This window comes from Micromonospora sp. HUAS YX12 (assembly GCF_040215685.1).
Lineage (GTDB): Bacteria > Actinomycetota > Actinomycetes > Mycobacteriales > Micromonosporaceae > Micromonospora > Micromonospora tulbaghiae.
Genome location: NZ_CP157974.1, coordinates 1775094 through 1788782, shown reverse-complemented (window position 1 = coordinate 1788782; position 13689 = coordinate 1775094). Strand labels below are relative to the sequence as shown.

Genomic DNA, 13689 nt, shown 5'->3' with positions numbered 1-13689 from the left:
TACCGGGGGCAGGTCGGGCCCGGCACCGGGAAACCCGCCGAATGGTCAGCGCCGATCGGCCATTTCTACGCGGGCTGCCCACACCCGGGCAGGCTTACCGGAACGTGAGCAGACTTTCCCTCGTCGTTCGGATCGGGGACACTCAAGGCCACGGTCAGGTCCAGCTGTGCCGTGGACTGCCCGGCTCGGTCGAAAGGGAGCGACAGACTCTGATGCCCTCACCCCATTTGGCCGAGAGCGACGCCGACGGTCTTGCCCTGATGGCATACCTGGGCTGGCTGCGCCGCCGCTGGTGGATCCTGCTGCTCGCCGCGGTCCTCGGGCTGGCCGGTGGGCTCGCGCTCAACCAGATCCAGGAGGCGCGCTACACCTCGACCACCTCGCTGCTGGTGCGCCCGCTCGGCTCGGGCGCGGAGAGCAACCCCAACGCCAAGGTCAACCTCGACACCGAGGCCCAGGTGGTCCGCTCCCTGGTGGTGGCCGAGCGGGCGAAGGCGCTGATGAAGGTCGACACCGGCGCCGACCAGCTCGTCAAGTCGGTGACCGTCAAGGTGCCGCCGAACAGCCAGATCCTCCAGGTGGCGTACGAGGCGAACAGCCCCGAGGGCGCCCAGTCGGGCTCGCACGCGTTCGCCCAGGCGTACCTGGACCTGCGCAAGGCCACCGCGCAGAAGGCGCTGGAGAACGAGACGAACGCGCTCAAGCAGCAGATCGCCGAGCTGCAGAAGCAGCTCAGTGCCGTCGCCGGGCGGATTGCGGCGTCGCCGTCGAACTCGCCCGAGCGGGAGCGGGCCGAGGCCGAACGGAGCCTGCTCACCAGCCAGATCACCGGCCTGAACAACCGGCTCAGCCCGCTGGTCTCGGCCGGCTCCGACCCCGGCGAGATCATCTCCGACGCTCGTCTCCCCGACTCGCCCAGCTCACCGAACCGCACGCTCAACCTCGCCAGCGGCATGGGCGCGGGCCTGCTGCTCGGCATCGTGCTGGCGCTGGTGCTGGACCGGCTCGACACCCGGATCCGGCGCGGTCGCGACATCTCCGACCGGGTCGGCCTGCCGCTGCTGCTGGAACTGCCGGTGCGCGCGCCGTCGCTGGCCGTCCTGCCGGCCACCCACCGGGTCTCCCGCGAGCTGGGCCGGCTGCGCAACGTGCTGCTGTCCGCCGTGCCCGAACCGGCACAGGGCGGGCGCGGTCGCCAGTTGCTGATCTGCGACGCCTCGGCCGGCACCGCCGCCGGATTCGTCGCCGCCAACCTCGCCGCCGCGTACGCGCGCACCGGCCAGCAGGTCGCGCTGATCACCACCAAGCCCGACTCGACGGTGGGCGCGATCACCGGCGTGGCCGAGGGGCGGCACAGCCTCGCCTCGGTGCTGCGCCGCGACGTTCCCCCGCTCAAGGCGCTGGCGCCGGTGCCGGGGCTGGGCCAGCTCCGCGTGCTGGTGCCGGGTGACCTGGACGCGGAGGTCGAGCTGCCGGTCGCCGGGCTGCTGGAGATCATGCACGAGCTGTCCGCGCGCTTCGACCACGTGATCATCGAGACCGCGCAGCCCACGTACGCCGTGGAGGCACAGGCCCTGGGCCGGTACGTCGACGCGGTCATCATGGTGGCCGAGGCGGGCAAGACCCGCAGCGGCGAGATCACCGCCGCCCTGCAGCAGTTCGAGCAGGTGAACGCGCCGGTGATCGGCGCCGTGCTGGCCCCGCGCCTGCCCCTCCCGGCCGGCGGAGCCACCCGCCCGGCGGCGTCGGGCGGTCCGGGCACCTCGGGCGGATCGAGCGCACCGGCGGCTCCGGTCAACCGGCCCAAGCCCCGGCCGAGCCCCGGCCCGTCCGCCGAGTCGACGATGGTGCTGCCGCGCATGCAGTCGTCCCGCCCCGCCCCGGCGAAGCCGGCACCGGGCAAGGCCACCCCGCCGCCGAACCCGGGCAACCCGGGCAAGCCGGCGCCGCTCAACGGCACCGGCGGCACGTACCGCTCCCGGGGTGACGGCGACGGCCGCAGCTACGCCCTCGACTCCGGCGAGGACCTGGGGTGAACCGCCGGCAGATGCTCCGCGCCGCGCTCGCTCCCGCCGTCGTCCTCGGCGTCGGGACGGGATGCAGCGAACCCGAGCCCAAGCCCGGCAAGGTCCAGGTGGCGGACCCGGGCGACGTCACCGCATCGCCGTCCTCGGCCAGCCCCTCGCCGACCCTGCCGACCGGCCCGCTGACCGGCGCGCCGGTCGGCACCACGGCCGCGACCACCCGCCAGGCGGTCGCGGTGCCGCTGCGGGTCAGCCCCGCCACCACCCCGGCCGGCCTGGACGCCGCCGACCTGGTCTACGCCGAGTTCGCCGAGTCCGACACGCTGCACCTGACCGCCGTGTTCCACTCCAAGGACGCCGCCAAGATCGGTCCGGTCACCGAGATCCGGCCGGTCGACATCCGGTCGCTCGCGGTGCTGCGCCCGTTCGTCGGCTACGCCGGCGGCCCCACCGGCTTCCTCTCCCAGTTCAAGAACTCCGACCTCGGCGGCGTCACGCCGGACGACGGCGGCAAGGTCTTCTCCGGCGACTACACCTCGACCGCCGCGCTGCTCAAGGCCGCCCCGAAGGGCGGCCAGCCGCCCTCCCCGCCGATCGACCACGCCGCCGAGGGCGACGCGCTCGCCGCCCGCGACCTCGCCCCCGCCACCGAACTCTCCGTCGCCGTGGCCGGCGGGCCGCCGATGGTCTGGCGGTACGACCAGGCGAAGTCCCTCTGGGCCGGCAAGGTCGGCAAGGTCACCGTGACCGCCGCCTCCGTCATCGTGCTGACGATGGAATACCGCACGCTGGAGGTGCGCAAGCCGTCGGCGCGCTCACTGCCGTCGGCGAACGTCTTCGGTGAGGGTGCCGTGGTCGCGGTGTCCGGGCCGAACAGCGCGAAGGGCCGGTGGCGCAAGCCCGGCCTCGGCATGGTCTGCACGCTCGCCGACACCGGCGGCGACCTCCTGCGTCCCCAGCCCGGCAACGCCTGGGTGATCTACGCCCCGACCACCGCCAAGGTCTCCGTGAAATGAGCACCGCCACCCCGCCCCGCACCGCGCGGGGGACGGTTCCGGTCGGGGCGGTGTCGCCGCCGGACGGGAACCGTCTCCGGCCGGTGACGGTGCGGCCGGAGGCCTGGTCGTGGCGGCTGCCGACGGCATGGCCGCTGATCGCGGTCTTCCTGCTGTACCCGCTGTGGTGGGTGCTCGGGGTGTCGAGCTTCGTCTTCGTCATCTTCGCGGTGCCGATGATCTGGCAGATGCGCAAGCGCGGCCCGGTGCGGGTGCCGCCCGGCTTCGGGATCTGGATGATCCTGCTGCTCTGGGTGTTCCTGTCCGTGCTCACCCTCGACCTCACCGCGCCGAACACGCTGCCGCCCGGTGGCAGCGGCAAGTACATCGGCTGGGGCATCCGGCTCGCCAACTACCTCGCGATGACCGTGACGATGCTCTACGTCTACAACCTGCGCCAGCGGGAGTTGTCCCAGCGCCGGATGGTCCGGCTGTTCGGGTTCATGGGCGTGGTCGTGGTCCTGGGCGGCTGGATCGGCTCGCTCTTCCCGAACCTCACCTTCGTCGCGCCGCTGCGCTTCGTCCTGCCCCAGTCGATCGCCGGTCACCCGTACGTCACCTCCCTCATGGAGATCAAGTTCGCCCAGGTGCAGCAGGTGATCGAGGGGGAGGCCAGCTCGCCCCGCCCGTCCGCGCCGTTCACCTACACGAACTCGTGGGGCCAGAACACCGCGATCCTGCTGATCTGGCTGATCGTCGGCTGGGTAGTGCTGGGCAAGCCGCTGCGCCGTACCGCCGGCGTGGCCATCGCCCTGGCGGCGATCTTCCCGATCGTCTACTCGCTGAACCGCGGCCTCTGGATCGGTCTCGGCATCGCCGCCGCGTACGTCGCGCTGCGGCTCGCGCTGCGCGGCCGGATGGTGGTGCTCGGCGGGCTCGCCCTGGCGGTCGGGCTGATCGGGGTGCTGATCGTCGCCACACCGCTCGGCCGCACCTTCGACGAACGCCTCCAGAACGGGCACAGCGACGACATCCGCACCACGCTGTCCCAGGGCGCGGTCAGCGCGGCCAACCATTCGCCGGTTCTCGGGTACGGCGGCAACCGGGCGCTGATCGGCAGCAACCGGTCCATCGCCATCGGCAAGTCCGAGGACTGCAAGCAGTGCGGCAACCGGGAACTGGGCAGCAACGGCCAGGTCTGGGCGCTGCTCGTCGGGCAGGGCTGGGTCGGCGCCATCTGCTACAACGCCTTCTTCGTCTACTGCATCTGGCGCTACCGGCGCGACCACAGCGCGATCGGTATCGCCGGCACGCTCGTGCTCATCCTCATGCTGTTCTTCCAGTTCACCTACGGTGCGATGGAAGCGACACTCGCCTACGCCCTGATCACGGTCGCCCTGCTGGCCCGCAACGACCGGATCCGCCGGTCGCTCGCGCCGGCGCCACCCGAGGGCACGATCGCCGGGCTACGGGCCCGACTGGAAAAGACCGGTGACCACTGATGGTGTTCCGCGTACCCCCGGACGGTGACGGCCGTGCCGCGTACCTCGGTGAACTGGCCGGGCTGATCTGGCCCGCGCCGGCCGAGCCCAGCCTGCGGCGCGGCGGCGCCGGCTGGGTGGTGGTGCCCTCGGCGGCCCGTCCCCGGCTGCTCGTGCCGGCCGGCTCGGGCCGGGCGGCGGCGAGCGCGGTCCGGCACTCCACCGAGGCGGTCGGCCGCAAGGCCAAGCTGGTCCGGCAGGGGCTGTCCACCGCGTTCCGGCTCGGGCTGGGCCCGCTGGTGTTCCGCGACCGGCTGGCGGTCGACGGCGGCGGGCTGGACGCGTACCTGACCGAGGTGCTCGGTGAGCCGGCGCTGGTGAGCCTGCACATCGGGCCGGCCCGCGCGAACCGCAAGCCGGTGCTGCAACTGCTCGCCCCGGACGGCCGGGCCCTCGGGTACGCCAAGCTCGGCGTCGACCCGCTGACCCGCGCGCTGGTGCACGCGGAGGCGGACGCGCTGCGCCGCCTCGCCGAGGTGCCGCTCGGCCCGGTGGTCCTGGCCGGGGTACGCCATCACGGCGACTGGCACGGCCACGCGCTGCTGGTGCAGGAGGCGCTGCCGGTGCGGCTGCCCCGGGCCGCCCCGGCCGCCGCGGAGGCGGCCGAACGCGCGGCGATGGTGGCGGTCGCCGGCTGTCTCGGCGTACGCCGGCAGTCGTGGGCGGGCAGCGGGCACGCGGTCCGGCTCACCGCGGCGGTGGACGCGCTCGGGCCCCGGCCGGAGGCCGGGCGGCTGCGCGCGGCGCTGAAGTCCGTCGCGGACGCCGACCCGGTGGTGGCCCTCGGCGCCTGGCACGGGGACTGGAACGGCGGCAACAGCGCGGTGCTGGCCGACGGCCGGGTGCTGGTCTGGGACTGGGAGCGGTTCGAGGCGGACGTGCCGGCCGGGTACGACGCGCTGCATCTGGCGGTGCAGAGCGCGATGAGCCACGACGGGGTGGAACCGGTCGAGGCGGCAAGGGCGCTGATCGCGGGCGCCGGCCGCACCCTGGCGCCGTTCGACCAGACCGGCGGGGGCGCCGATCTGGTCGCCGTGCTCTACCTGGTGGAGCTGGCGGCGCGCTACCTGCGGGACCGGCAGGCGGAGGCGGGTGCGCGACTGGGGCACGTCGACACCTGGCTGCTGCCCGCCGTCGAGGAACACCTGGCCCGCCGGGCCGGGTGAGAGTGAGGAGTGGGGACGTGACGCTGGCCAAGGAGCAGGCGCTCCGCGCGGTGAAGTCGGTGAGCCGGACGGTCGGCCGCTTGACCGCCGGTTCGCGGATGGTGCCGGGATTCCTGATCGTGGGGGCGCAGCGCTGCGGCACCACCTCGCTGTTCAAGACGCTCTCGCAGCATCCCGGTGTGCTGCCGCCCGCGTACCACAAGGGCGTGCACTACTTCGACATGGACTACCACCGGGGGATGAGCTGGTACCTCGGGCACTTCCCCACCACCGGCAAGGCCGAGGCGGTGAAGGCCCAGATCGGGGTACGCGGGATCACCGGCGAGTCCAGCCCGTACTACATGTTCCACCCGCTGGCCGGGCAGCGCATCGCCCGGGACCTGCCCTCGGTGAAGCTGCTGGTGCTGCTGCGTGACCCGGTGGAGCGGGCCTACTCCGCACACTCGCACGAGCTGGCCCGCGGCTACGAGACCGAGACGGACTTCGAGCGCGCGCTCGCGCTGGAGGAGTCTCGTACGGCGGGCGAGCGGGAGCGGATGATCAGCTCCGCGTCGTACGCCAGCGAGCACCTCCAGCACAACGCGTACCTGGCCCGGGGCCGCTACATCGAGCAGCTTGAGCGCCTGGAGGCGCTCGTCGGCCGGGACCGCATGCACGTCATCGACAGCGACGACTTCTTCGCCGACCCGCGTCCCTCCTTCGACGCGGTCTGTGACTTCCTCGGGCTGCCCCGCTGGGCGGACATCGCGTTCGGCAAGCACAACTCGCGTTCCCGTTCGCCCATGTCGGCGGAGCTGCGCACCCGGCTGGAGGACCACTTCGCCCCGTACGACGAGCGGCTGGCGGCGTGGTGGGGACGCGTGCCGTCGTGGCGGCGGTGACCCGGGCGGACGCCGGCGGCACCCCGACGCTCACCGCACCGCCCCCCGGGCCGGGCGCGGGCCTGGGCGGCGCAGCCCGGCAGGGCTTCGCCAACCTGGCCGGGGTCGGGCTGGCCGCGGTCGCCGGCTTCGGCCTGAACATCGTCATCGCCCGGGGCTGGTCGGTCCGCGAGGCGGGCATGTTCTTCGCGGCCACCAGCGCGTTCATGATCGCCGCGTCGGCGGCACGGCTCGGCACCGACGTCGGCACCGTCTACTTCGTCAGCCGCCAGCGCACGCTCGACCGCCGTGACCAGATCCGGGGCACGATCCTGGTCGGGTTGCTGCCGGTGCTGGTGGTCGGCACGCTGCTGGGGCTGGCCGGCTGGCTGGCCGCACCGGCGCTGGCCCGGGCCACCATGCCGGAGGCCGGGCCGGAGGCGGTGACCGCGCTGCGCATCCTGCTGGCGTTCGTGCCGCTGGCCGCGCTGAACGACTACGCGCTCGCCGCCTGCCGCGGCTTCGGCCAGATGCGCCCACTGCTGACCGTGGAGCGGCTCGGCCGCACGCTCGTGCAGTTCCTGGGTGTGGCAGTCGCCGCGTGGCTCGGCCTGTCCGCCACCGTCGCGCTGCCGCTGGCCTGGGTGGTGCCGTACCTGATCGCCGCGGCGGTCGCGCTGTTCTGGCTGAGCCGGTTGGTCGGCCGGGCCGGGCGGCAGGTGACCCGGCCGGTGCCGGCGCGCGAGGTGGCCGGGCCGTTCTGGCGGTTCACCGGGCCCCGCGCGATCAGCAGCCTGGCCGCGATCGTGGTGCAGCGGCTGGACATCGTGCTGCTCAGCGCGTTGCGCGGCCCGGCGGACGCGGCGATCTACACGGCCGCGACCCGGTTCCTGGCACTGGGTCAGCTCTCCAGCGTCGCGCTGTCCAGCTCGGTCCAGCACCGGCTGGCCGCCGCGTTCGCCCGCGACGACCGGGCCGAGGCACGCCAGCTCTACCAGGCCGCCACCGGCTGGCTCGTCCTGCTCTCCTGGCCCGCGTACCTGATCTTCGCGGCGTTCGCCACGCCGATGCTGGCGCTGTTCGGAACCGGGTACGGCGACGGCCGCCGGGTCGTGGTGCTGCTGGCGTTGACCATGCTGCTGGCCACCGGCTGCGGCATGGTCGACATGGTGCTCAACATGGCCGGGCGCACCGCGTGGACGTTCTACAACGCGATGACCGGCACCGTGCTCAACGTGGTCGGCAACCTGGTGCTCATTCCGCGTTACGGCATCCTCGGCGCGGCCCTGGCCTGGACCGTCTCCATCCTGGTCACCAACCTGGTGCCGCTGACCCAGCTCTGGTGGTCGATGCGGCTGCACCCGTTCGGCGCCGGTACCCGGGCCGCGATGGCGCTGGCAGTGGTCACGCTGGGCCTGCCGCTCGGCGTGGCGACCCTGCTCGGCGCCGGTCCGCTGGTGCTCGCGCTGGTGACGGTCACCGGCCTGGTCGCGTACCTGGCGGGCGCCTGGCGCTGGCGGCGCACCCTGCACCTCGACGCGCTGCGCGCCCTGCGCCGCGGCCGTAACCGGGCCGGGGCGGACCCGGCCGCCCAGTCCTGACCGATCCTGCGCACCGATGGGACCTTCGATGACAAGCGACTCCCCCCTCGCCCCGCACTCCGGCCTGTCCACGGTGAAGGCCGCGAAGCTCGCCGCGGTCGGGCTGCTGGCGGACCGCAAGGAACGCCGCGAGCTGGAACGGCCGGTGGAGGCGGGCAGCCGCCGGCTCACCCTGAAGGTGGAGCGGCCGATCTTCATCCTCGGCGCCCCGCGCTCCGGCACCACGTTCCTCGGCAGTTGCGTCGGCGCGCTGCCGGACGTGTCGTACCACTTCGAGCCGCGCCTGACCAAGGCCGTCGCCCGCTGTGTCTACGAGGGAAGCTGGACGCCGCAGCGGGCCGCCCGCTACTTCCGGGGCTACTACGGCGCGCTGCTCGCCGCGTCCGGGCACGGCGGCCTGCGCTTCGCCGAGAAGGACCCGGAGAACTGCTTCATCGTGCCGTTCCTGACCGAGGTCTTCCCGGACGCGGTCTTCCTGCACGTCTACCGGGACGGGCGGGACGTGGCGGTGTCGCACGCCGAGCAGCCCTGGCTGAACGCGGCGTCCACTGGTAGCGGCCGCAGCGGCCGGGGCGGTACGCCGTGGGGTGCCACGCCCCGGTTCTGGGTGGAGCCGGAGCGGCGCGACGAGTTCACGCAGGTCTCCGACCTGGGCCGGTCGGCCTGGATGTGGCGGCGGTTCACCAGCAGCGCGCTGACCCAGCTCGCCGAGCTGCCCGCGGAGCGGGTGCGGCACCTGCGTTACGAGGACGTCGTCACCCGCCCGGCCGAGGCGGCCGAGGTCGTGGCCGACTTCCTGGAGGTCCGTGACCCGGCCGGGCGGGAGGCGCTGCACGCCCGCTTCGCCAAGGCGCGGCCGGGTTCGGTGGGCCGCTGGCGGCAGCGGCTGACCGAAACGGATCTGGCCGACGTGATGGCTCAGGCCGGGCCGCTGCTGACCCGACTCGGCTACCCCGCCTGAGCGCCGCGCCACAGGTAGAGTGCCAGGGGTCGCCCGCCCGGCCCGGCGTGCCTCTCCGCCCACGCGGATCCGTCAGGGCCCCCATACCGTGGCCGGCGACCATCCTGGGGAGAGGTTGCGGTGGTACGACGGTTACGACTGACGATGGCTGCCGTGCTGGGCCTGGCGTTGCTGGCGCCGGCGGTGGCGGCCTGTGAGATCGGCTCCGAACGGTCCGGCGAGGGGACGACCGCCGCGCCGCCCCCGCCGACTGTGACACCGCGGACCGCGCCGGTCCGCACCACCGGACGCGGGCCGGAGCCGCCCGAGAAGGGGGCCTGGCTCGGCACCTGGGTCAAGCCGCAGTACCACAACGCCAGCGGGCGGGCCGCGGCGTTCGACGCGTTCAACCAGGCGGCCGGCGGCAAGCTCGCCATCGCGCACATGTTCCACGAGTGGAACGAGCCGTTCCCGAGCGCCACCGAGAAGTTGTTCCAGTCCCGGGGCAAGCTCCAGATGATCTCGTGGCAGGGCACCGACACCCGGTCCACTGTCAGCGGCATCTACGACTCGCTGATCCGGCAGCGCGCGAAGGACGTCAAGGAGTTCGGCGTCCCGGTGCTGCTGCGCTACCGGTGGGAGATGGACCGGCCGAACCTGGCCGCGAGCATGCACTCGCCGGAGGACTACGTCGCCGCCTGGAAGCACGTCCGCGGCATCTTCACCGAGATGGGCGTCACCAACGCGGCGTGGGTGTGGTGCCCGCACGCCGACGGGTTCGCCGAGCCGCAGCGGCGGGCCGCCGCCTACTATCCCGGCGACGACCAGGTCGACTGGCTCTGCGCGGACGTCTATCCCAGCCCGGAGTGGAACAGCTTCTCCAACCGGATGGACCACTTCATGGCGTTCGCCAAGAAGCATCCGCGGCCGGTCATCATCGGCGAGTACGGCCTGACCCAGGACGGGCGGCCGGGCCAGCGGGCCGACTGGATGCGCGAGGTCGGGCCGTACCTGAAGAAGCACCCGCAGATTAAGGCGGCTGTCTACTTCGCCGCCCGGCAGACGGAGAAACCGATCTACGACAGCACGTTCGGCAACGACCCGGAGAGCGAGCAGGTCTTCCGGGAGATGGCGACCGATCCGTACTTCCAGCCGCCGATGCCCGACCTGAGTGTTTCCTCAGGACCACCCTCCGTGTACACCAGGTGATCGTCGCTCGTCTTTTCGTGTGACCCGGGGCGTTTCCTCGGCCAAAAAGGCCGAACCCGGGTGGACGGGCGACGGCCGAATGCGAGAAGGTATTGCTCTCACGTCTGCGGTCGGTCGAGTGACACCCCGCCTCATGTCGGCACCGACTACGATCGCAGCGCCTCCGACGTTTCCCCCCGGAGTAGCCTGTGGCTTCCTCGATCCTGAGACACCGCTCGGTGTCCGCCTTCGGCGCTGCCGTGCTCGGCATCGCCACCTTGTTCACACCGGTGCCGGCGCTCGCCGCGCCGGCCACGGCACCCGCGCCCGACCACAGCACGATGGTCGGCGAGGTGCCCTCGGACAAGACGCCGAACATCAACGACGGCAACGTCGTGGCCATCCACGACGCCGGCAGCAAGGTGATCGTCGGCGGCTCGTTCACCAACGTGCAGAACCGGGGTTCCTCACCCACCCCGGTCGACCGCCGCGGACTGCTCGCCTTCGACAAGGCGACCGGGAAGATCGACAACGCGTTCGCGCCGGTGCTCGACGGTGACGTCACCGCCGTCATCGCCGGCCCGACGCCGGGCACTGTCTACGTCGCCGGCAAGTTCAACAAGGTCGGCGACAAGAACTTCCGCAAGCTGGCGCTGCTGAACGTCGCGGACGGTACTCCCGTCGACGGGTTCAAGGGCCCGGCGTTCAACGGCACCGTGAACGACATCGCGCTCGTCGACGGCCACCTGCTGGTCGGCGGCATCTTCACCACGGTGACCGCGACGACCACCCGCAACGGGCTGGCCTCGCTGAACCCGACCACCGGCGCGGTGGACGACTACCTCACCGTGCCGCTGACCGAGAACCACAACTGGACCCCGACCAACAACGGCGCCTCGGCCGGTGTCGGTACGGAGAAGCTCGCCGTCTCCCCCGACGGCGAGCACCTCGTGGTGATCGGCAACTTCAAGAAGGCCGACGGCGTCGTGCACGACCAGATCGTGCGGATCAACCTGGGCGCGAACTCGGCGACCGTCGCCGACTGGAACACCGACGGCTACTCCGCGGCCTGCAAGTACACCGCGTTCGACTCGTGGGTGCGCGACATCCAGTTCTCCCCGGACAGCAAGTACTTCGTCGTGGTCACTACCGGCGCGTCGTACCCGGGCACGCTCTGCGACTCCGCGGCCCGCTGGGAGACCGCCGCCACCGGCGACGGCCAGAAGCCGACCTGGACGAACTTCAGCGGCGGCGACACCTTCCTCTCCGTCGGCATCAGCGAGAAGGCCGTCTACGTCGGCGGTCACTTCCGCTGGTCGAACAACCCGCTCGCCCGCGACAAGGCCGGACCGGGCGCGGTGCCGCGGGCCAGCATCGCGGCTCTCGACCCGGTGAGCGGCCTGCCGCTGTCCTGGAACCCGGGCCGCCACCCGCGCGGCTACGGCGTCACCGAGATGCTGGTGACCCAGGAGGGACTCTGGCTCGGCAGCGACCAGGAGTACATCGGCGACTTCGACTACCAGCGCAAGCGGCTCGCCTTCTTCCCGCTGGACGGCGGCAACGCCCCGCACTCGACCAGCACGAAGGGTCTGCCGGGCAACGTCTACCAGGCCGGCCGCGCGGCGCAGACCGAGGTGCTCTACCGGGTCAACGCCGGTGGTCCGGCCATCCCGGCCACCGACGGCGGGCCGGACTGGGCCGCCGACAGCGCCACCGAGCCCAGCCCGTACCACAACACGGGCAACCAGGTCACCAGCTACACCACGAACGCGACGTTCGACCCGACCGTGCCGGCGAGCACGCCGGCCACGCTGTTCAACACGGAGCGGTGGGACGAGGCGACCGCGCCGGACATGCAGTGGGACATCCCGGTCGCGGCCGGCACCCGGGTCGACGTCCGGATCTACATGGCCAACCGCTGGTCCGGCACGAGCAAGCCGGGTGCCCGCAAGTTCGACGTCAGCGTCGACGGCGTGCTCAAGCTGAACGACTTCGACCCGGTCGTCGCGGCCGGCGGGACCGACCGCGGCACCATGCAGTCCATCTCGGTGGTCAGCGACGGCGTGGTCGACATCGACTTCGGCCGGGTGCTTCAGAACCCGCTGCTGCACGGCATCGAGATCGTCAAGACCGCGCCCACGCCGGATGCCTCGGACGTGCTCTACCGGGTCAACGCGGGTGGCGACCAGCTGGCGGCGCCGAGCGGCCCGGCCTGGGCCGCGGACACCGCCGCCGCGCCGAGCACCTACCACAACGCCGGCAACCAGGTGACCAGCTACACCACGAACGCCTCGCTCGACGGCACGGTGCCGTCGGGTACGCCGGTCGAGCTGTTCAACGCGGAGCGGTGGGACGAGTCGCCCGCGCCGGACATGCAGTGGGACTTCCCGGTCCCGGCCGGCACGCCGGTGCAGGTGCGTCTCTACCTGGCGAACCGCTGGGCCGGCACCGCCACCGCCGGCAAGCGCAAGTTCAACGTGTCGATCGACGGCGTGGTCAAGCTGAGCAACTTCGACCCGATCGCCGCGATCGGCGCCACCAACCGGGGCACCATGCGCGCGTTCCCGATCACCAGCGACGGCAACATCGACATCGACTTCGGTCGCGTCCTGGAGAACCCGCTGGTGCAGGGCATCGAGATCGTCAAGCTGCCCCCGGTGCCGCCGGCCACGACGGTCGACAGCATCACCAAGCGCACGTACGACGGTGCGACCTCGGTCGGCAACGCGATGTCGGTGCAGAACGGCGACAACACCGGCTGGTCGAAGATCAAGGGCGCGTTCTGGGTCGGTGGTGACCTGTTCTACGGCGTCGGCGGCGACCTCTACAAGCGCTCGTTCGACGGCAGCGAGTTCGGCACCCCGAAGAAGCTCGACCCGTACCACGACGCCAAGTGGGACACGGTCGTCACCGGCTCCGCGCCGGAGGGCTCCACGTACGCCGGCATGACCGGCAACTTCTCCGCGGAGCTGCCGAACGTGACCGCGATGTTCTACAAGGCCGGACGGATCTACTACTCGCTGGCCGGTCAGAGCACGCTGTTCTGGCGCGGGTTCGCGCCGGACACCGGCACCGCCGGCGCCGAGCGCAACACGGTCACCGGCACCACCGCCTTCGCCGACGCGGGCGGCCTGTTCCTGGACGGCGACACGCTCTACGTCGTCTCCCGGAGCACCGGCAACCTGTCCTCGATGGCGTGGTCCGACGGCGTGCCGACCGGCTCCGCCACGGTGCGCAGCGGTCCGGGCGTCGACGACGTGGACTGGCGCGGCACCTCGGTCTTCGTCGGCCCCTGACGGGCGGGCACGACCGAAACGAAACGCATGACGACGATGGCCCGGCCGATATCGGCCGGGCCATCGCCCTTTCTCGGG

9 protein-coding genes are annotated in these 13689 nt (G+C 72.3%); all 9 read left to right on the top strand.

All coding sequences use genetic code 11. The features are described 5' to 3' along the window. Positions 1-212: 212 nt before the first annotated feature. The 9 genes from ABIH81_RS08880 to ABIH81_RS08840 all read left to right on the top strand — a co-directional run bounded on the left by ABIH81_RS08880 (position 213) and on the right by ABIH81_RS08840 (position 13611). Positions 213-2036, top strand: a complete 1824-nt coding sequence (locus tag ABIH81_RS08880) for a Wzz/FepE/Etk N-terminal domain-containing protein (protein ID WP_349879847.1) — start codon at positions 213-215, stop codon at positions 2034-2036. After that, entirely contained in the window at positions 2033-3040 is a 1008-nt protein-coding gene (locus tag ABIH81_RS08875) for a DUF3048 domain-containing protein (RefSeq protein WP_349879846.1), read from the top strand. Before ABIH81_RS08880 ends, ABIH81_RS08875 begins: the two co-directional genes overlap by 4 nt. Beyond that, on the top strand, positions 3037-4521 hold the full coding sequence (locus ABIH81_RS08870; RefSeq protein WP_349879845.1) for an O-antigen ligase family protein: 1485 nt from the start codon (positions 3037-3039) through the stop codon (positions 4519-4521). Before ABIH81_RS08875 ends, ABIH81_RS08870 begins: the two co-directional genes overlap by 4 nt. Further along, positions 4521-5726 carry a hypothetical protein gene (locus tag ABIH81_RS08865; RefSeq protein ID WP_349879844.1) on the top strand — a complete coding sequence of 402 codons (1206 nt, stop codon included), beginning with the start codon at positions 4521-4523 and terminating at the stop codon, positions 5724-5726. Before ABIH81_RS08870 ends, ABIH81_RS08865 begins: the two co-directional genes overlap by 1 nt. Positions 5727-5743: 17 nt before the next feature. Then, positions 5744-6607 (top strand): sulfotransferase, encoded by an 864-nt coding sequence (locus ABIH81_RS08860; RefSeq protein ID WP_121683229.1) that lies wholly within the window; start codon positions 5744-5746, stop codon positions 6605-6607. Continuing rightward, positions 6574-8187: an oligosaccharide flippase family protein gene (locus tag ABIH81_RS08855; protein ID WP_349879843.1), complete on the top strand. Its 1614-nt coding sequence runs from the start codon at positions 6574-6576 to the stop codon at positions 8185-8187. Before ABIH81_RS08860 ends, ABIH81_RS08855 begins: the two co-directional genes overlap by 34 nt. 28 nt (positions 8188-8215) lie before the next feature. Continuing rightward, complete coding sequence (locus tag ABIH81_RS08850; RefSeq protein WP_349879842.1) at positions 8216-9148, top strand: sulfotransferase; 933 nt, start codon at positions 8216-8218, stop codon at positions 9146-9148. A 144-nt stretch (positions 9149-9292) separates the two neighbouring features. Further along, on the top strand, positions 9293-10336 hold the full coding sequence (locus ABIH81_RS08845) for a glycosyl hydrolase (protein ID WP_349879841.1): 1044 nt from the start codon (positions 9293-9295) through the stop codon (positions 10334-10336). A gap of 218 nt (positions 10337-10554) precedes the next feature. Next, positions 10555-13611: a malectin domain-containing carbohydrate-binding protein gene (locus tag ABIH81_RS08840; RefSeq protein WP_349879840.1), complete on the top strand. Its 3057-nt coding sequence runs from the start codon at positions 10555-10557 to the stop codon at positions 13609-13611. Positions 13612-13689 lie beyond the last annotated feature (78 nt).